16 protein-coding genes are annotated in these 16943 nt (G+C 72.8%); 7 read left to right on the top strand and 9 right to left on the bottom strand.

Annotated elements, in window-relative coordinates; all coding sequences use genetic code 11:
• Positions 1–41 precede the first annotated feature (41 nt).
• From HNQ09_RS10965 to HNQ09_RS10950, 6 genes are all read left to right on the top strand, one after another.
• Positions 42–245, top strand: coding sequence for a hypothetical protein (locus HNQ09_RS10965; RefSeq protein WP_184029070.1), 204 nt, complete (start codon positions 42–44; stop codon positions 243–245).
• 137 nt (positions 246–382) lie between these two features.
• Complete coding sequence (locus HNQ09_RS18920; RefSeq protein WP_246363293.1) at positions 383–586, top strand: hypothetical protein; 204 nt, start codon at positions 383–385, stop codon at positions 584–586.
• An 8-nt stretch (positions 587–594) separates the two neighbouring features.
• The gene (locus HNQ09_RS18915; RefSeq protein WP_246363292.1) at positions 595–804 is read left to right on the top strand and encodes a PIG-L deacetylase family protein; all 210 of its coding nucleotides are present in this window, start codon (positions 595–597) and stop codon (positions 802–804) included.
• 75 nt (positions 805–879) lie between these two features.
• Positions 880–1062 carry a hypothetical protein gene (locus HNQ09_RS18910; protein WP_246363291.1) on the top strand — a complete coding sequence of 61 codons (183 nt, stop codon included), beginning with the start codon at positions 880–882 and terminating at the stop codon, positions 1060–1062.
• A gap of 98 nt (positions 1063–1160) precedes the next feature.
• Entirely contained in the window at positions 1161–1580 is a 420-nt protein-coding gene (locus tag HNQ09_RS10955; RefSeq protein ID WP_184029068.1) for a hypothetical protein, read from the top strand.
• An 8-nt stretch (positions 1581–1588) separates the two neighbouring features.
• Entirely contained in the window at positions 1589–2893 is a 1305-nt protein-coding gene (locus HNQ09_RS10950) for a glycoside hydrolase family 1 protein (protein ID WP_184029065.1), read from the top strand.
• Positions 2894–2926: 33 nt separating this feature from the next.
• Here the strand turns inward: HNQ09_RS10950 and HNQ09_RS10945 are convergent, their stop codons facing one another.
• The 7 genes from HNQ09_RS10945 to HNQ09_RS10915 all read right to left on the bottom strand — a co-directional run bounded on the left by HNQ09_RS10945 (position 2927) and on the right by HNQ09_RS10915 (position 11479).
• Positions 2927–3724: a response regulator gene (locus HNQ09_RS10945; RefSeq protein ID WP_184029062.1), complete on the bottom strand. Its 798-nt coding sequence runs from the start codon at positions 3722–3724 to the stop codon at positions 2927–2929.
• The gene (locus HNQ09_RS10940; protein ID WP_184029060.1) at positions 3721–4437 is read right to left on the bottom strand and encodes a DUF4388 domain-containing protein; all 717 of its coding nucleotides are present in this window, start codon (positions 4435–4437) and stop codon (positions 3721–3723) included. Before HNQ09_RS10940 ends, HNQ09_RS10945 begins: the two co-directional genes overlap by 4 nt.
• A 4-nt stretch (positions 4438–4441) precedes the next feature.
• Entirely contained in the window at positions 4442–7243 is a 2802-nt protein-coding gene (locus HNQ09_RS10935) for a response regulator (protein ID WP_184029057.1), read from the bottom strand.
• 100 nt (positions 7244–7343) lie between these two features.
• Positions 7344–9197 (bottom strand): methyl-accepting chemotaxis protein, encoded by a 1854-nt coding sequence (locus HNQ09_RS10930; protein ID WP_184029055.1) that lies wholly within the window; start codon positions 9195–9197, stop codon positions 7344–7346.
• Between the two features lie 79 nt (positions 9198–9276).
• Positions 9277–10605 (bottom strand): ABC transporter substrate-binding protein, encoded by a 1329-nt coding sequence (locus tag HNQ09_RS10925; RefSeq protein WP_184029053.1) that lies wholly within the window; start codon positions 10603–10605, stop codon positions 9277–9279.
• Positions 10606–10697: 92 nt separating this feature from the next.
• Complete coding sequence (locus HNQ09_RS10920) at positions 10698–11114, bottom strand: chemotaxis protein CheW (protein WP_184029051.1); 417 nt, start codon at positions 11112–11114, stop codon at positions 10698–10700.
• A gap of 5 nt (positions 11115–11119) precedes the next feature.
• Positions 11120–11479: a response regulator gene (locus HNQ09_RS10915; RefSeq protein ID WP_184029048.1), complete on the bottom strand. Its 360-nt coding sequence runs from the start codon at positions 11477–11479 to the stop codon at positions 11120–11122.
• A 912-nt stretch (positions 11480–12391) separates the two neighbouring features.
• On the opposite strand from HNQ09_RS10915, the gene HNQ09_RS10910 reads away from it, so the two are divergent.
• Positions 12392–13576: a VLRF1 family aeRF1-type release factor gene (locus tag HNQ09_RS10910; protein WP_184029046.1), complete on the top strand. Its 1185-nt coding sequence runs from the start codon at positions 12392–12394 to the stop codon at positions 13574–13576.
• A gap of 563 nt (positions 13577–14139) precedes the next feature.
• On the opposite strand, the gene HNQ09_RS10905 is transcribed toward HNQ09_RS10910, so the two are convergent.
• Entirely contained in the window at positions 14140–15120 is a 981-nt protein-coding gene (locus tag HNQ09_RS10905; protein ID WP_184029044.1) for an alpha/beta hydrolase, read from the bottom strand.
• A 29-nt stretch (positions 15121–15149) separates the two neighbouring features.
• Positions 15150–16817 carry a M12 family metallopeptidase gene (locus HNQ09_RS10900; protein WP_184029042.1) on the bottom strand — a complete coding sequence of 556 codons (1668 nt, stop codon included), beginning with the start codon at positions 16815–16817 and terminating at the stop codon, positions 15150–15152.
• Between the last annotated feature and the right edge of the window lie 126 nt (positions 16818–16943).

Below are 16943 nucleotides of genomic sequence, written 5' to 3'. Positions count from 1 at the left end.
TCTGGCCGCGATATCCGGCCGCACCGGGGAGGAAAGACGCCATGCACACCGTCACCTGCACCTGGGCGCCGCCCGCGCCCGCCCGCGTCCTCGTGCGGGAGGGGAGGCGCGTCTGGGCCGTGACCCCCCGGGACCTGGGGCAGGTGGTTGGCCCGGTGGCCCTCGCCCGGTTGCGGCTGCGCGGCACCCTCACCCTGACCCTCTTCGACGACGAGTGGCGCGCGCTGACCGGGGAACCGGCCTGAGCGCCGCCCGGGGTCCCTGGCCCCACGGGAGACCCTTTCAGCTCCCCGTTATCCAGGTCCCCAGACTGGAGGGCAAGGCGAACCCCGCCCCCTCCACCCCGGCGCCCCCTTGCGCCGCGAAAGGACCTCCCCCCGTTATGGCGACCTCCCCCGCACTGGCCGACCGCTCCACCGCCGCTCCCGCCGCCCCCGCTGCGGCCGGGACCGGGCGCCTCGCCGCGCTGGACGCCTGGCGGGGGCTGACGGTGGGGCTGATGCTGCTGGTGAACAACGTGGCGCTGGGAAGCCTCACGCCCGGGCCGCTCCGGCACGCGCCGTGGGGGGGGGCGGCCTCACCCTGACCGACCTGGTGTTTCCGTGGTTCCTGTTCTGCGCCGCGCTGGAAGCCGACCTGACGCGGGTGCTGGGGCGGGTGCGGCCCGACGTGGTGCTCGTCCCCGCGCCGCAGGACTTTCACAGTGACCACCGGACCCTCTCCTACATCGCCATGCGGCTGCTGGGGGCGCGCGGACAGGCGGGCCGCCTGCGCTACTGGGTGGTTCACGGCGGCCTGGAGTGACCGCTGCCCAAGGGCCTGCACCCGGCGTTGCCGCTGACCCCCCCGCCCCTGGCCCGCCGCCTGCCCTGGACCCGGGTGGATCTGACCCCGGCCCAGGTGGCGGGCAAGCGCGCGGCGGTGGAGGCCTACCGCACCCAGACGCGCGTGCTGGGGCGCTTTATGCACGCCTTCGTGCGGCGCAACGAGCTGCTCAGTCCCCAGCCGCTGCCGCCGGAAGCCGCCCGCCCAGTCCGCGAGGCGCGTTTCAGCTGGCCCTGAACTTCGGCGCTCAGGCTGGCGCTGGAGGCTCCGTTCGCTCCGGCCGCCCGCCGCACCCCGCCCGGCGGTCTCGCCCTCTCTCACCCGCAGGAGAAGCCATGTCCCCCACTGCGACCCTCAGCCCGCGCTTCTGGTCCGGTCCTCTGCTGCTCGCCGCCATCGCCTGGATTCACTTCCGGGACATTCCCGACAAGTTCGGGGAGACGCCCTCCCTGGGCTGGCTGTACGTCCTGCTGGTCGCCGGGTGCGCGGCGGCGGGCGCGTGGCTGCTGAGCAACCGCTGGCGGGCGGGGTACGTCCTGGGCGGGCTGATCTCGCTGGGCGCCCTGCTGGGCTACGTGCTGACCCGCAGCGTGGGGCTGCCCGGCGCCCGGGACGACATCGGCAACTGGGCCGAGCCGCTGGGGGTGCTCTCGCTGGGGCTGGAAGCCGCCTTCGTGTTGCTCGCCCTCTCGCAGCTGCGCCGCCTCGCCGCGCCGGTGGGCGAGCGCCCCGTGGGCCGGGAGGTCCGCCCCTGATCTACTTCATGTTCGCCACCGGCATCGAGAACTCGTCCCCCACCCTGGGCGGCGGCCGGATCCGGGTGGACGAGATGGACAAGTGCGGGCACTACCGCCTGTGGCAAAAGGATTTCGACCTCGTGCAGGAGCTGGGCACCGGGTACCTGCGTTACGGCCCGCCCATCCACCACAGCTGGCCCGGCCCGGACCGCTACGACTGGAGCTTCGCGGACGAGACCTACGCCGACCTGAGGCGGCGCGATATCGTGCCCATCACCGACCTGTGCCACTTCGGGGTGCCCGACTGGATCGGCAACTTCCAGAACCCCGACTTCCCGGCGCAGTTCGCCCGCTACGCCCGCGCCTTTGCCCTGCGCTATCCCTGGGTGCAGCTGTACACGCCTGTCAACGAGATGTACATCTGCGCCCTGTTCTCGGCCAAGTACGGCTGGTGGAACGAGGAGCTGACCACCGACGCGGCCTTTGTGACCGCGCTGGGCAACATCGTCAAGGCGAACGTGCTCGCCATGCGCGCCATCCTGGAGGTGCGCGCCGACGCCATCTTCATCCAGAGCGAGTCCACCGAGTATTTCCACGCCGAGAATCCGGCGGCCATCCGCCCCGCCGAGCTGATGAACGCCGTGCGCTTCCTGAGTCTCGACCTCAACTACGGGCACCGGGTCTCCTCGGAGATGTACGAGTACCTGATGGACCACGGGATGACGCGCGCGGACTACCACTTCTTTCTGGACGAGACCCGCAAGCACCACTGCATCATGGGCAACGACTATTACGCCACCAACGAACACCTGCTGCACCCCGACGGGCGCAGCGAGTGGGCGGGCGAGATCTACGGCTACTCGGTGCTCACCACCCAGTACTTCGCCCGCTACGGCCTGCCGGTGATGCACACCGAGACCAATTTCAGCCAGGGGCCGCAGGGCGACGAGGCGGTCAGGTGGCTGCGCAAGCAGTGGGCCAACGTGCTGCGGGTGCGCAACGACGGGCTGCCCATCGTGGGCTTCACCTGGTACTCGCTGACCGATCAGGTGGACTGGGACAGCGCCCTGCGCCAGACGCGCGGCACCGTCAACCCGGTCGGCCTCTACGACCTCGACCGCCGCATTCGCCCGGTGGGAGAGGCGTACCGGGAACTGATCGCCCAGTGGCGCGACGTGCTGCCCACCCAGAGCGTGGTCTTGGCCCTCCCGGTCTTTCCGCCCAGCCAGCAGCAGGACCCCGTGCTGCGCCGGGTGGAAACCCGCGCCCGCGAGCGGCTGCGCCGCACCTCCGGGCCGTCTGGGGGAGGCCCGCAGGAAGGCGGGGCCTGACACCCGGCGCCTCCGCGCGGGGGAGCAAGCCGCTCAGGCCCCCGGCGCCAGCAGCTCCCGTACACGCGGCGCGGCGCCGTGCGTGCACCAGCAGGCCAGGTGCCCGGCGGCCACGGGCGCCAGCAGCAGCGTGCGGTCCCCGAAGTCCAGTTGCAGCAGGTCCAGCCCCCGCGCCTCCAGGTGGACCCCGGCGGTGGTCGCGGCCGTGGTCAGAAACTGGACGTACATGCCCAGCTGGGCGGGCAGCGCGGCCGCGTGGGTGGACAGTGGCTGCCCACCCGCGCCGAATACGCCGCTGCCCAGCACGCCCCGTTCGGCGCCCAGACGCGCCAGCAGCGCGGCTTGTGCCGGGCTGGCCCCGCCGGAGACCGTGCCGGGGGTCCCGGCGGCCTGCGGCGCCTCGGCCCGGTCGCCGGGCGCCGGGTCCGCCGCGTCCAGCACCGCGAAGACCAGCGGCAACAGCTCGGCAGGGGTAAAGGGCTTGCGCAGCAGCCGGGTCACGCCCACGGCGGCCGCCTGGGTCTGGAGCGCCTCGTCCACCACGCCGCTCATCAGCATCAGCGGCAGGGCGGGGTGGTCGGCCTGCGCCGCGCGGGCCAGCTCCAGCCCGCTCAGGCCAGGCATCAGCACGTCCGCGATCATCAGAGTGGGGGGCTGGGGCAACTGCCCCAGCAGCGCCAGGGCCTCCTCGGCGCTGTTGGCGGTGTGGACCCCGATGCCCTGGGTCTGCAAGATGCGCTCCAGCGCCTTGCGCACGCTGATGCTGTCGTCGACGACCAGCACCTGATGGGGGGGAATATGGGGGGCAGAAGCAGGCTGGGAGTGGGTCATGGGGAAGTCTCCAGGGCGTGGAGGTGGTCGCGCTGGACGGCGGCCTCCATCAGAAGTTGGGCGGTGGGCATCTGGAGGCCGCGGGGATAGGCCTGCAAGGCCCGCGCCTCCAGGGGATGAAAGTGAAAGTCCCCCGCGCGGCCCGGTTCCAGCAGGCGCGCGAATCCGGCGGGGCCGTGGTCGGGGCCGTCCTCGGCGTCGAGCAGCTCGCCCTGCCGGAAGGTGAGCTGCCCGCCGCGCTGCGGCCCGCGCAGCAGCAGCAGGCCCGAGAGGTGCAGGCCATGCACGCACAAGATCAGCTCGGTCAGGTCGAGGTCTTGCAGCTGGCCGCTCAGCGGGGCCTGCTCCGGCGCCGTCCAGGGCAGCGGCGGGTGCCCGGCGGCCTCCAGCGCCCGGGCCAGCGTCTCGGCCGGGCTGAGCTGCGGCGGAAACCACAGGTCGGCAGGCGCCGCGTCCGGGGAAGGCGGCTGACCGGAAATCAGCACGGGCGTGGTCCGGGTGGCCGGGTCGTCGCGCAAGATCTCCAGCAGGTCGCCCGGCGTGAGGTCGTCCAGCGCGGGGTCGAGAATCACCAGGTCGGGGCGGCCGCGCTCGATCTGCGTCAGGGCGTGCAGCCCGCCGCCCGCCACCTCGGCCGTGGCGCCCGCCGCCCGGGCCAGGGTGGCCCGCGCCAGCGCGCGGTGGGCGTCTGGCGAGACGATCAGGCAGTGCATCCGGTCACCTCGGCCGTGCGGCGCGGGCGCGGGAGGCCGCCGGGGCGAGCAGGGCGTCCAGGCGCCGCAGCAGCAGGCCCTCGTCGGCGGGCTTGGCGAAATAGTCGTCGGCGCCCAGCGCCAGCGCCAGCCGCTGGTGCTTCTCGCCGGTGCGGGTGGTCATCACCACGATAGGCAGGGCGGCGGTGGGGCCGTGGCCGCGCAGGCCCTCGATCACCTCGAAGCCGTTGGCGTGCGGCATTTCCAGATCGGTCAGCACCGCGTCGACCGGATCGGCGCCGGTGAGCAGGCGGCCCAGCGCCTCGCGGCCGTCCGCTGCCGCGAGCACCTCGAAGCCCGCGCGCGTCAGGATGCGCCCCAGGTGCTTGCGCACGCTGAGGCTGTCGTCCACGACCAGGATGCGCCGCTGGGCGCGGGGGGCGGGGTCGGCGGCCCGCAGCGCCGCCCCCGCCGCCGGACGGCGCGCGGCCGCCAGCAGCCCCGAGGGGTTGAGCACCGGCAGCGCCTGACCGCCCGCGCCCACGGCGGTGCCCGCGAGGTAACCCAGCGGCGCGAGCAGGCGCCCCGCCGGGCGCAGCACGACCTCCTCCAGCTGGGTGAACTCGTCGGCGATCACGTCCACCGGGCCACCCGCGCTGCTCAAGCGGGCAACCGAGCGCCGCGGCCCGGGCACCTCGCCCCAGAGGGCGTGCAGATCGGCCACGGCGCCGGGTGCGGCGGGGTCGCCTTCCCCGGCGGCAGCGGCAGTGTCCCCCTCCAGGGGGCGCAGGCCCTGCACCTGGCTGACCAGCAGCGCGACCCGCACCCCGCCCACGCGGGCCACCAGCACGTCGGCGATCTGCTGGGCGAGCGGCAGCGCCAGCGTGACGGTGGTGCCTGCCCCCGCCCGCGTGTCCAGGCGGACCTCCCCGCCCAGCGCCTCCACGGCGCTGCGAACGGCGTCCATGCCCACGCCGCGCCCGGCCTCGCGGGTCAGGGACCGGGCGGTGCTGAGGCCCGGCAGGAAGGCGAGCTGCGCCGTTTGCGCCGCCGACAGCCCGGCCAGTTCGGCGGCGCTGAGGTGCCCGGCGGCCAGCGCCCGTTCGCGCAGCGCGGCCAGCGGCAGGCCCCGGCCGTCGTCTTGGACGGTCACGGTCAGCTGGCCGCCCTCGGCGCGCGCCGTGACCGTGACGGCGCCCAGGGCCGGTTTGCCCAGCGCCGTCCGCTCGTCCTGCGGCTCCAGGCCGTGGGTGGCCGCGTTGGTGACCAGGTGCAGCAGCGCCTGCGCCAGCGGCGGCACGGTCGCGGCGTCGAGTTGCAGGTCCTCGCCCTCCACGTGCAGCCTGAGGCCGCCGCGCTCGCGCACCCAGCGGTGCAGCGGGGCGGTGGCGCGGCCCAGCCGGGTCAGCCGGGCGCGGCTGACGTCGCCGCGCAGCGCGCGGGTGACTTTTTCCAGGCCGGTCAGCTCGTCGCCCAGCTGGGCCAGGTGCGCGCGGCCCTGCGAGCGGATCTCGCTGAGGTCGGCGCTGAGTTCGGTCAGCGAGCGCGCCAGCACGTTCAGGTCGCTGTAGCTGTCGAGTTCCAGCACGCTGAAGTCCGCAAAACGCGGCGCCCGGTCCGGCGCCCCGCCCCCGTCCCCGGCCGCCTGCGGTCCGGCAGCGGGCGCCGCGCCGAGGGTGGGGTTGAGGTGCCGTTCCTCGAAGTCGCGGATGGTCTGCTGGATGCGGGCGTGCGCCTCATCCAGCTGTTCGGCCAGGGTGCGCTGCTGCGTGAGCAGCGTGCCCAGCCGGGCGCGGCCCGTGACCAGCCGCGCCACGTGCTGCTGCAAGGCGCCCAGCTGCTCGCCGTCCAGCCGCACGGTCAGGCGGGCCAGCGGCGCGGCGGCCTCGTCCGGCGCGCCCACCCCTGCTCCTGCTCCTGCCCCCACCCCCGCCCCGGTCGGCTGCCCGCTGAGCAGCGCCTGAACCTGCGCGGCGTACCTGTCCAGGACGGCCCCGTCCAGCTGGGTTGCGTCCAGCGCGGCACCGTCCAGCGCGCCCGCGCCCGCCGCCGGGCTGCTCCCCTCGGCCTGGTCAAGCAGCCGCTCGGCCAGCACCAGGCCCGCGCCCAGCAGCGGCGCGGCGCGCGCCAGCGCCAGCGCCTCCTCGCGCACCTGGCCCAGCAGGTCTTCCAGGGTGTGCCCGAGCTGCCCCAGGGGGGCCAGGCCCACCATCGCCGCGCTGCCCTTGAGGGTGTGCGCGGCGCGGAACATCGCGTTGAGGTCCGGCTGGTCCTCCGCGAGCTGTCCGCGCAGGGTCTCGATCAGCTCGCGGGCTTCCGGCGCGAAAAAGGCCCACAGGTCCGGCTGGGTCTGGGCAAAGGGCACGGAGGCTTCCGGGCCGGAGGAGGCCGCCTCCGCCTCCCCGTCCGGCGCGACCGGGCGAAAGCTCTGGGGGTAGGCCCGCAGCAGCGCGCCGAGCTGGGCCGCGCCGCCCCGCCGCGAGAAGTCCAGGCCCACGTCGCCCTCGCTCTGGCCCGCGCGCAGCCGGGTCAGGGCCGCCGCCAGACACAGCTGCGCCGTTTCCAGCAGTCCCACCAGCGCGCTGGTCACCTCGGCGCCGAAGCCCGCGCGGCCTTCGAGCAGCCGCTCCAGCACGCCCGCCAGCGCCGCCGTCTGCGGGTGGCCGTACAGGGCGGCGGTGCCGCGCAGGCGGTGGCTGAGCACCGCGAGGTCGCGCAGCGCGCCGGGGCGGCCCTCTTCGAGCCACAGCTGCACGGTCGCGTCTTCCAGGGCGCCCAGCACGCTGGCGGCGTCTTGCAAAAAAGTTTCGGTCAGGTCAGGGTCCACGGGGCCTCTCCTCTTCGGGCGGGAAACGGGGTGGGGGGGGTGCCGCAGGCCAGGGGGCAGACTGCTTGCCCCGCCCCCGGTGCGGGCTTTCCCCACCCGCTCAGACGGGCAGGCGGAAGCGGGTCAGGCTCTCGTCGAGCTGCCGCGCGAGGCGCTGAAGCTGCTCGGCCGAGGAGCGGCCCTCGCTGACGGCCTGGCCCGCCTGGGCCGCGACCTGCTCGATGCCCTGCACGGCGCCGCCCACCTGCTCGACCTGGCTCACCTGGGCGGAGGTCGCCGCGCGGATGCGCTCGGAAAGTTCGGCCGACTGCTGCGCCAGGCGCCCGAGTTCGCGCAGCTGCTCGCCCGCCGTGCCCGCCACCCGGTAGCCCTGCTCGACCTCGCGGGTGCCGTCCTCGACGCTGGTGACGACCTCCTGAATCTCCAGCTGCACGGTCTTGATCAGCGTCGAGATGCGCGCGGTGGCCTGCGCCGAGGAGTCCGCGAGCTTGCGCACCTCGTCGGCGACGATGGCAAAGCGGCTGCCCGCCGCGCCCGCCCCGGCGGCCTCGATGGCCGCGTTGAGCGCCAGCAGGTTGGTCTGCGAGGAAAGGCGCGAGATGGTGTCCACGATCTCCTGAATCTCCAGCGAGCGCTCGCCCAGCGTCTTGATGCGCCGCGCGACCCCCTGCACCTCGCGGCGGATGTTCTGCATGCCGTCCAGGGTTTCGAGCACCGCCTGCTGCCCCTGCTCGGAGGCCGCGAGCGCCTGCCGGGCCGCCTGGGCGCTTTCCTCGGCGCTGCGGGCGGCGGCGCGAATCCCGCCCGTCACCTCGCCCACCTGCGCGCTCACCTGCCGGGTCGCCGCCAGGGTGGTCTGCGCGCCCTGGGCGATCTGTTCGGTGGTGCCCAGCATCGACACGCTGCCGCTGCTCACCGACGCGGCGGCCTGCTGCACCTCGCGCAACACCTGCGCGAGTTCGTCCACCATCAGGTTGATGGAGTCCACCACGTTGCCCAGCACGTCCTCGGTCACCCGGCCGCGCTGGGTCAGGTCCCCCTCGGCGATGTTCATGGTCACGTCGAGAAATTCCCCGATGTTCTGCTGAAGCTTCTGGGCCTCCGCGCGCTCCTGCTCGTTTTTCGCCTCGTTGTGCTGAAGCTGGTCGATGGCGCTGTCAAAGGAGGTGGCGAGCAGGCCGATCTCGTCGTTGGAGCGCAGCCCCGCGCGCTGGCTGAGGTCGCCCTGCGCCACCCGCCCCGAGAGCGAGGCCAGCTTCTGAATCGGGCGCACCAGGCGCCGGGTGAACACGATGCCGCCGACCAGGGCCAGCGCGCCCGCCAGCAGCAAGGCTCCGGCGAGCAGCAGGGTGGCGCGGCGCTGCTGCGCGGCGATCACGCCCAGGTCCATGCCCACCAGCACCTCGCCGAGCTGCCCGCCCGACACCGAGCGGTCGATGCTCAGCACGTTGCGCACCCGGCCCGTCTCGGGGTCCTGGTAGCTCAGGCGCTGCTCGGCGTTGTCGGCGTGGCTTCCGCCCTCTTCCTCGTTCAGCAGCTCGGCCGGGATGAAGGGTGCGAAGGTGTGGGCGATGGGCCGGTCCTGGTTGTCCAGCACCACGACGTAGGCCACGCCCGCCACCTGCGCGTAGTCGTCGATCAGGCTCTGAAGCTGGCTCACGTCCTGCGTCGCCAGGTAGTTGGGCGTGACGCTCACCAGCGACTGGGCGATCGCCTCGCCCTTGGTGCGGTACTCGGTGCTCAGCGAGTCGCGCAGGCCGCTGACCGACACGGCGATGCCGGTGGCGGTCAGGACGACGATGAGGCCGGAGAGGTACAGCGTGACGCGGCGTTGCAGGCCGAAGAAGCGGCCCTGCCCCAGCCGCGCGGTGAGGCGGCGGATGCCGGGGGAACGGGGAGCGAGGCTGCCGGACTCGGCAGTGCTGGCCGTGGGGCTGATCGTGGGATTGGACATGGGGGGACTCTCCAGGGGGAGGGAAAAGCGGGAAGGGGCGGGGCGGTTCCGGGGCGAAAGCGGCCCCCCGGCAGGGCCGTTACGGCGCGGCGTTCCAGCGGTCCACGGTGACCCAGCGCCCGCCCTTGACCGCCGTCAGGTAGACCTGTTGCAGCCCCTGGTGCCGGTCCCGGCTGAACGACACCGGCTCGGCCAGGCCCAGGTCGAGCTTCGAGGTGCGCTCCAGCGCGCTGCGGAACCGGGCCTGGGTGAGGGGGCTGCCGCTGGCCCGCAGCGCGTGAACGATGACCTTGGCGTTCAGGAAGCCCTCCAGACCCACGAAGCTGTAGGCGGCCGGTTTGTAGGTCTTGTCGCGCAGCGTGGCTGGCAGCTGGGGTTTCCACTTGTCCATCAGCTGGCGGTACTCGCGCACGCCCGCGTACCGGGTGTCGGCGTAGGACGGCACGACCTGGGTGTTGAACAGCGCCTGGGTGTAGTCGCGCCCACGCTGGCGCCCGCTGGCCTGGAGCAGCTCCAGCAGGTTGTCGGCGCTCACGAACGACAGGTTGGTGATGGGCACGCCCCAGCTCGCGTCGCGCGCGCTGCGGATAAAGGCCGCCACGCCCTGGTAGGCCCCGGTGCACAGCACGACCTCCACGTCGGCCTCACGCAGGTGGCGCATGGCCGCGCCCATGTCCGCGTCGGCGGTCGCCCCGCGCCGGTAGGTGGCTTCCGCCGTGATGCGCGCCCCGCGTTTGGCAAGGGCGCGCGCCACCGCGTCGGTCCCGCTGCGGCCGTAGGCGTCGAGCTGGTAGAACACCCCGAACTTGCGGAACCCGGCGGCCCACAGCTGCTCGACCTGGGCCTCCATCTCCTCGCGGTAGGAGGGCCGGATGTTAAAGACGTCGCTGCTGTAGGGCAGCGTCCGCTGAACCTGCGCCCCGGTCAGGTTGCCGATCAGGCTGATCTGCTGGGTGCCCAGCGACTTGAGGACCGGCAGGGCGGCCGTCAGGGTGGGCGTGCCCACGTAGTTGAACAGCGCGAAGACCTTTTCGCGCTCGATCAACTGGACGGTGTTGGTCACTGCCTGGGTGGGCTGGTAGGCGTCGTCGAGGGCGACGAGTTGCAGGCGGCGGCCGCCCACCCCGCCCCCGGCGTTCACCTCGTCGAAATAGGCCTTGGCTCCCCGGTAGTACTCGGTGCCCAGACCAGCCGAGGCCCCGGTAAAGGCCGCGCTCATGCCGATCTTGATCGGTGCGGCGCGCGGCGTGCTCTGCGCCCCGGCGGCGCTCAGGCCCGCCAGCAGCGCCGCGCTCAGGGCCAGCCGGGCGCCGCGTGAGGTCGGGGAGCCGGCGGCCGGGGTCGCGGCGCGGGGCACGGGGAGGCGCGGGGGCGAAAGGCGCCGGGGCAAACGGGGAAAAATAGGCATGACATACTCCTGGGAAAAAAAAGCGGCGCGGCCTGCGGCCCTGCCTGTCGGTCAGGCCGGCGGCGCCTCTGGGGGGTGAGGGTCAAGCAAGGCTAGGGCTGGGGCTGAAGCGCGCCGCGTACCTGCTCGAGCAGCGCCGGGAGGTCCAGCAGGCGCGGTTCGGTCGCCGCTTCGCCCGCGCCGGGTGGGTGGCCCGCCTCGGGGGAGAGGTCCTGAAGCCCCTCGACCGCGTCTACCGGCCAGGCGACCGCCTCGTCCGCCCGGTCGGCGGCCCGGTCCGCCGCCAGGTCCACCAGCAGCGTGAGGGTGCCCCCGGGCGCCGGAAGCCCCAGCAGGCCAGCGAGGTCGAGCAGCGGCACCGCGCGCCCTTGCAGCGCCGTCAGGCCCAGCAGCAGCCCGGCGCCGTGCGGCAGGGGCAGCGCCGGTCCGCGTTCCAGAACCTCGCGTTTTCCGCCTTCGGGCAGCGCCAGTCGCTGCGTGCCGATCCGGAACACCAGGGCGCGCGGCACGGGCCTTACCCGATCTGCCGGGCCACGGCGCCCAGCGCCTGATCCGGGGTGTAGGGCTTGACCAGGTAGTCGTCGGCGCCCTGGCGCAGGCCCCATTTCACGTCGCTGTCGTTGCCCTTGCTGGACACCAGAATCACCTTCAGGTTGCCTGGGGCGCCGCGGCGCAGTCCGCGCATCACCTCGTAGCCGTTGCGGCCGGGCATCACCACGTCGAGCAGCAGCAGGTCGGGGCGCTCGCGGGCCACCACCTCCTCCACGCGGGCCGGGTCGTTCAGGGTCACGACCGTGTGGGGCGTCGTCTGAAGCACACTTTCCATCAGTTTCAGGTCGGCGGGAGAATCGTCCACAATCAGAATGCGGGCCACGGCTGTACCTCGGAAGGGGGGGGGGAGAGGGGGGAAGGGGAGCTGCGGGAACGGTCTGCGGCCCGCAGGCGGGAAGGTCGGTCGCCGCCCTGCCCCTGCCCCCCGGAGGGCCACGGCTGGGCAGACCGCGCGCCATGCCTGAGCCGCCGCACCGCCAGACGGTCTGGGGGTGGTCCGCAGCGGGGCCTGGAGGTCCGGAAGCGGCGACAGCGGTTATTCGTTTCACGTCCAACGAATGAACAGAGCGTAGAAGGTCCGATTTCACATCTTTCTTACACTCGGTCACATCTCCATCACAGCTGGGGAGGTTGTCCAAGCCCCACCCGGTCCACCACCGACGCCGCCAAACCGCGTGCCCGGCGGCGGCGCCCGCGTTCCGGGGGAGGTGCCCCGTTGCGGCCTCAGGTGGGTGACCGTTCACCCTGCGCGGGGTCAGGGCGGCAGAACCGCTCCGGCCGCCAGGGCATCCGGAGGCGCCCTTGCGCCCGGTGGTCCGGCGTCCTCCACCTGGCCTGAACCCCCGTTTTCGTCGTGTCAGCTCCACTTCAGACCGCGTGGCACCGTGCCGTTGAGCGACCGCCTCGGCGGGCAGGCGGTGGCCCCATGCCCCGGGCGGCGGCCCGGGATGTCATGGATCTGTCAGGCTTCCAGTCTCACATGATGTTCACATCTCGGCTAGCGCAGGGTCGCCGACTGCGGCTAGGCGGCCCACCCTGTCCGGTTCCAGCATGAGAACGGATTGGTGAGGGGCGGCTCCGCCTCGCTGCGCCCTGCGAATCGGCGGGGACTGGGTGGTGCGGCCGTTCCCCGCCGGAGCGGCCCTCACCGCGCGGCGCGGGTTCGGCCGGTCTGCCCTTATGATGGAGGCTCGCCCTCACCCGATCGGCGTTGCCCCTTCACGAAGGAGACGACATGATCACCCCCCAGGACCTTGACCGCCTCGCGTCCCTGCCCAGGGGCCAGTCCGTGCTGATGGCCGTGGTGCACGTCAACCCGGCCGATCAGGACAACCACGGCGACGCCCTGACCACCCGGGTCAAGAGCGCCCTGAACGACCTCGGCGTGCCGCCCACCCTGGCCGGGCGCCTCCTCGACGACCTGCCCCGCGCCCGGGAGGCCCGTGGCAAAAGCGCCGTGTACGTGCTGGGCGAAGGAATCGACGAGCGCTTCGACGTGCAGCTCGACCTTCCCGAGCGCTTCCACTTCGGCCACCCGCTCCCTGCCCTTGTCCGGGCGGTCACCGAGGCCGTGCCCCGGATGGGCGTGCTGGCCGTGGACCGCGACTGGGCGCGGCTGTTCGTGCTGGAACAGGGTGAGCTGACCGAACTGCGCCGCGAGCGCCACACCGAGCTGGACAACGTGGACCGCGACGACCTCACGGCCGCCACCACCGCCGTGCCGGGTGCCCAGGGGGCGGCCCGCGCCCAGGACGGCAGCGGCTTTGGCGTGCAGGGGACTGGACCGCGCAGCGACAGCGGCGTGGAGTTTTTCCAGCGTCACCTCGACGCCCTGCAACAGCGCTTTTACAACGACATGGCGCAGGAGCTGTCCCGGGAACTCAAGGAGCAGGGCCTGGAGCACCTGATCCTGGTCGGCCCCGTCTCGCGTCTGGCCGAGTTCCGCGCCGAGATTCCGCAGGCCGCCTCCTTCGAGGTGATCGGCGAGACGAACGTGGAGGTCGGCACCGGGATGGCCCCGGACCAGATGCTGCTGGACCGGCTGAGGCCGCTGCTGGAGGACTTCGGCCAGGCGCAGCAGGCCCGCTTGATGGCGCAGCTTCAGGAGCAGGGGGTCATGGAGATGGAACGGGTACTGGAGATGGTGCAGCAGGGCCGCGTCTACCAGCTCGTCATCCCCGAGGACGGCTCCCAGCTTCACATTTACCGCAGCCACAACCCGGAGGTGCCCTACTTCACGGCCCGCAAGGACGTGCAAGAAAGCCCCCTCGACGGCTCCCTGATGGAGCGGGTCACGCTGGAAGAAGTCCTGCCGCAGCTTCAGTCGCTCTACGGCCTGGACGTGCGCCGGGTCCAGGGGGAGCACGCCGAGCGGCTGGTCCGGGAGTACGGCGGGCTGGCGGGCCTGACGAGGTACTGAAGCCCACCTCCGCAGCCGTCGCCACAGTTTCCGGTGGGCGGCCCCCCGAGCCGGGCCGGGCGTCACGGACGTGCTGGTGGTCTCGCCCTTGGTCGTGGCCGCCGCTGGCCGGGCACTAGGCGGCGAGGAAGCCCCGTCCACCACTGGCGGGGGGCGACCAGTCGGGAACCGTCCTGCCCTGGACGCTGGAGAAAAGGCGGTCCAAGTCGGAAGGAGGGGTGACCTGGCCCCTGTCTGCGGTGCCAGCCGGGTGGCACAGCGGGCCGCAGGCTGGGAGGCAGAAGAAGGGCGACTCGCCGCAGACGAGCGAAAAACGATCGGGCGACCTCGGTGCCGTGGTCTTTCTGGACGAAGACGCCCAGCACGGCTCCGTGTTCATGACGGCCCACCATCACCAGGGGTTGATCCCACCGGTGTCCCCCTGCCTAGCGCGCTGGAGGCCCTGAGCGGGGCGTCGGGGGGGCGACGAGAGGGTCCAGGCGAGAGGGTCCAGGTCAGCCCATCCTTCCCCGACGAAACGGACCGCCGCTGGCCATCACGAGCGGCGGCCTTCATCACGGGGGTCAGGTGTGGACCGTCTCCTGCTCGGCCTGTTCAGGTGCGCCTCTGGGCGGCCCGTGTTCAAAGGTCGGCGTCCCAGCCGCAGCAGCAGCAGCGGTTGTCCCTGACCGCAGATGCAGGCGCAGGAAGCCCAGCATTGCCCCATGGTACCGGGCCAGGTGCCGCGGGCCGATCACGCCCAGGTGACCCGCGCCCGCAATCTCCAGCAGCTGCGCGCTTCCGTGGGCTTCCCGCAGCCGCCGCCCGTTCTCGATGCCCACCACCCGGTCGGCGTCCCCGTGGATCAGCAGCAGGGGCTGATCTCGCAGCCTCGCCGCGTCTGCCACGGGCCGCATGTCGCGCATCCGGCCCCGGGTCCGCCGCTCGGCCACCCACACGACCAGCGGCGCGAGTGGAAAGGCGGGCAGATGCGTGAAGGCCCGGACGCCCGAGGCCACATTCTCCGCGAGACTCGCCGCGCTGGCGATGGACACCACCGCCCGCGCGTGGGGCGTGCGCGCGGCGGCCCGCAGCACGGCGGCGCCGCCCATCGAGTGTCCCAGCAACGCGACCCGCCGCGCGTCCACGTCGGGGCGCGAGCGCACGTATTCGAGCGCGGCGAGCACGTCGCGGTGCTCATGCAAGCCCACGCCGCTGACGCTTCCGTCCGACTCGCCGTGGGCACGCAGGTCGAAGAGCAGCGCCCCGTAGCCCTCGGCGTGCAGGGCCGCCGCGTGGGCCAGCAGGTGTCCCCGGTGCCCGGCGGTGCCGTGCGCGCACACGACGGCCGCGCCGCCCGAGTCCGGACGGGGCGGGACGAACCAGCCGCGCAGGGTCAGCCCGTCCCCGGTGGTGAAGCTCACGTCCTCCCAGTGGGCGATGCCCAGTCGGGCGGGTGTGTGGGGCGCGGCGGTGCGCCGGGGCCGGACGAGCCGGTCCGCCTGAATGTGCGCGGCGAAGAGCAGCGGGGCGGCGAGCAGCGGCAGGAGGAACAGTCCGGACATGCGAACTCCTTTGGTCGTGGAGGAAGGGTTTACCGAAGCGTGCCCAGCACGTCGCGCCGCCCGTCGCCGTCGAAGTCGCCGAAGACGAAACCGCTGGGCGGGGCGGTGAAGGGCGGCATTCGCAGGAAGTCGGGCAGGGGGGTCCAGGGGCCGCTCCCGCCGGACGAGACCACCCAGCCCCACCGCGCGTCCGTGCGGTAGATGTCGGTGCGGCGGTCGCCGTCGAAGTCCCCGAACTTCAGGGCGCTCAGGGGGGCGCTGGAGGTGTTCAGCTCGGCCCAGGGTTCGGTGCCGCCGTACGACACCCACCACGTCCCATTGGTCGTGCGGAACACGTCGGTGCGTCCGTCGCCGTCGAAGTCCCGAAAGACCAGGTTGGGCGCCTTGACCGCCGAGGTGTTCAGGCGCTGCCACCCCGTCGAGCCGCCATAGGAGACGTTCCAGACCTTCCCGGTCGCGTTGAATACGTCCGTGCGTCCGTCCCCGTCGAAATCTCCGAACGAGAGCTGCCAGGGGTCCACGCGGGAGGTGTTCCATTCGGTCCAGCCCTCCACCCCGCCGCGCGAGAGGTACCACGTCCCCCCGGCCGCGATGAACACGTCGGTCCGGCGGTCCCCGTCGAAGTCCCCCAGGACCAGGCGGTCAAGCCCCTGGCAGACCCCGCTGTTCAGGGTGGTCCAGGGGGCGGCGACGGTGCCTTGCGAGAGAGCCACGAACCACATGCAGCGGCTGGTGTCCACCGTGAAGAGGTCCGTGCGTCCGTCCCCGTTGAAGTCCCCGGTGGCGAGGTCGGCAGCCTGGTGGGATGACCCGCCGAAGTTGCGCCACATCCTCGCCCCGCCGTCGGAGACGATCCAATTCCTCAGGTGCAGCCAGTCCACCGCTGCGCGGTCGAGCGGGCTGATGCTCTCGCCACCGTTCATGGGCAGGCCCGCCGGAATCGAGTCGTACACGGGGTTGCCGTTCACGCTGCACCCGAAGCGGTCGTAGTGCATCAAGGAGTTCAGGTCGTAGGCGCCAATGTCCAGCCCGTCGCTGATGTGCTTTTCCTCGAAGGCGCTGCGGCACAGCCCGTCCCGGAGGTTCGCCCACTGGATATTGATGTGCTGGCTGCGGTCCTCGCGCGTCTGCTCGTGCCACAGGCCGATGGTGTGCCCGAGTTCGTGCGTCAGCGTCGCCGCCGAGCAGTCGCCCGAGGAGGTCAGTAGCACCGCCTGTTCCCCGCCCTGCCGCCCGATGGAGGAGAAGCACCAGCCGGCCTGGGTGCCCGCCTGGAAGTTGATGAAGTCGGCCTCCGACGAGCGCGCCACGAAGCGGATCGGCGTGACGGCCTCCCAGGCGCGCATCGCAGTCAGGGCGTTCTCCCGCCCCCGGGCAGTGACGCTCGCCCCGAAGGCGAAGGGAATGACGCCCCCCGGCCAGCGGTAGTCCTGCGGCGCGTCCCGGAAGACGCTCTGCGGGCTGAGCTTGCCCCGCTCCAGGTCCGCCAGCTTGCCCACGAGGATGTCGCCCTCGACGGTGGCGTACTCTCCCACCACGTCCACGGTGACGGTCTTGCCGCGCAGCTGAAGCTGCCGGGTTTCCCCGCCCGGGGTGGGGACTGTGGGGGCGGGTTGGCCCGCACAGGCGGCGAGCAGCAGCGGGCCGAGAAGCGCCCCGGCCAGCAGGGAGTGTGCGGGTGTGACGTGCTTGTTCATCTCGCCTTCCTTCGCCGGAAACCCGGCAGGTCGCAGGCTCCAGCCGCGCCGCTGTCTGCCGCGTGGCCGGGCCGCTCCGAATGGCTCTGCTTCTCCTCGCCGTTTCTTGCCGGCCGTGTGCTCAGG

The sequence above is a fragment of the Deinococcus budaensis genome (assembly GCF_014201885.1).
Taxonomy (GTDB): Bacteria; Deinococcota; Deinococci; order Deinococcales; family Deinococcaceae; genus Deinococcus; species Deinococcus budaensis.
This window is presented reverse-complemented; position numbering and strand designations above follow the sequence as displayed.

What these genes read in the sequence shown, in the direction of transcription:
- HNQ09_RS10955 (WP_184029068.1), top strand. Translation starts at nt 1,161, where the DNA reads ATGTCCCCCACTGCGACCCTCAGCCCGCGCTTCTGGTCCGGTCCTCTG.
- HNQ09_RS10905 (WP_184029044.1), bottom strand. Translation starts at nt 15,120, where the DNA reads ATGTCCGGACTGTTCCTCCTGCCGCTGCTCGCCGCCCCGCTGCTCTTC.
- HNQ09_RS10965 (WP_184029070.1), top strand. Translation starts at nt 42, where the DNA reads ATGCACACCGTCACCTGCACCTGGGCGCCGCCCGCGCCCGCCCGCGTC.
- HNQ09_RS10930 (WP_184029055.1), bottom strand. Translation starts at nt 9,197, where the DNA reads ATGTCCAATCCCACGATCAGCCCCACGGCCAGCACTGCCGAGTCCGGC.
- HNQ09_RS10945 (WP_184029062.1), bottom strand. Translation starts at nt 3,724, where the DNA reads ATGACCCACTCCCAGCCTGCTTCTGCCCCCCATATTCCCCCCCATCAG.
- HNQ09_RS10950 (WP_184029065.1), top strand. Translation starts at nt 1,589, where the DNA reads ATGTTCGCCACCGGCATCGAGAACTCGTCCCCCACCCTGGGCGGCGGC.
- HNQ09_RS10910 (WP_184029046.1), top strand. Translation starts at nt 12,392, where the DNA reads ATGATCACCCCCCAGGACCTTGACCGCCTCGCGTCCCTGCCCAGGGGC.
- HNQ09_RS10900 (WP_184029042.1), bottom strand. Translation starts at nt 16,817, where the DNA reads ATGAACAAGCACGTCACACCCGCACACTCCCTGCTGGCCGGGGCGCTT.
- HNQ09_RS10940 (WP_184029060.1), bottom strand. Translation starts at nt 4,437, where the DNA reads ATGCACTGCCTGATCGTCTCGCCAGACGCCCACCGCGCGCTGGCGCGG.
- HNQ09_RS18920 (WP_246363293.1), top strand. Translation starts at nt 383, where the DNA reads ATGGCGACCTCCCCCGCACTGGCCGACCGCTCCACCGCCGCTCCCGCC.
- HNQ09_RS10925 (WP_184029053.1), bottom strand. Translation starts at nt 10,605, where the DNA reads ATGCCTATTTTTCCCCGTTTGCCCCGGCGCCTTTCGCCCCCGCGCCTC.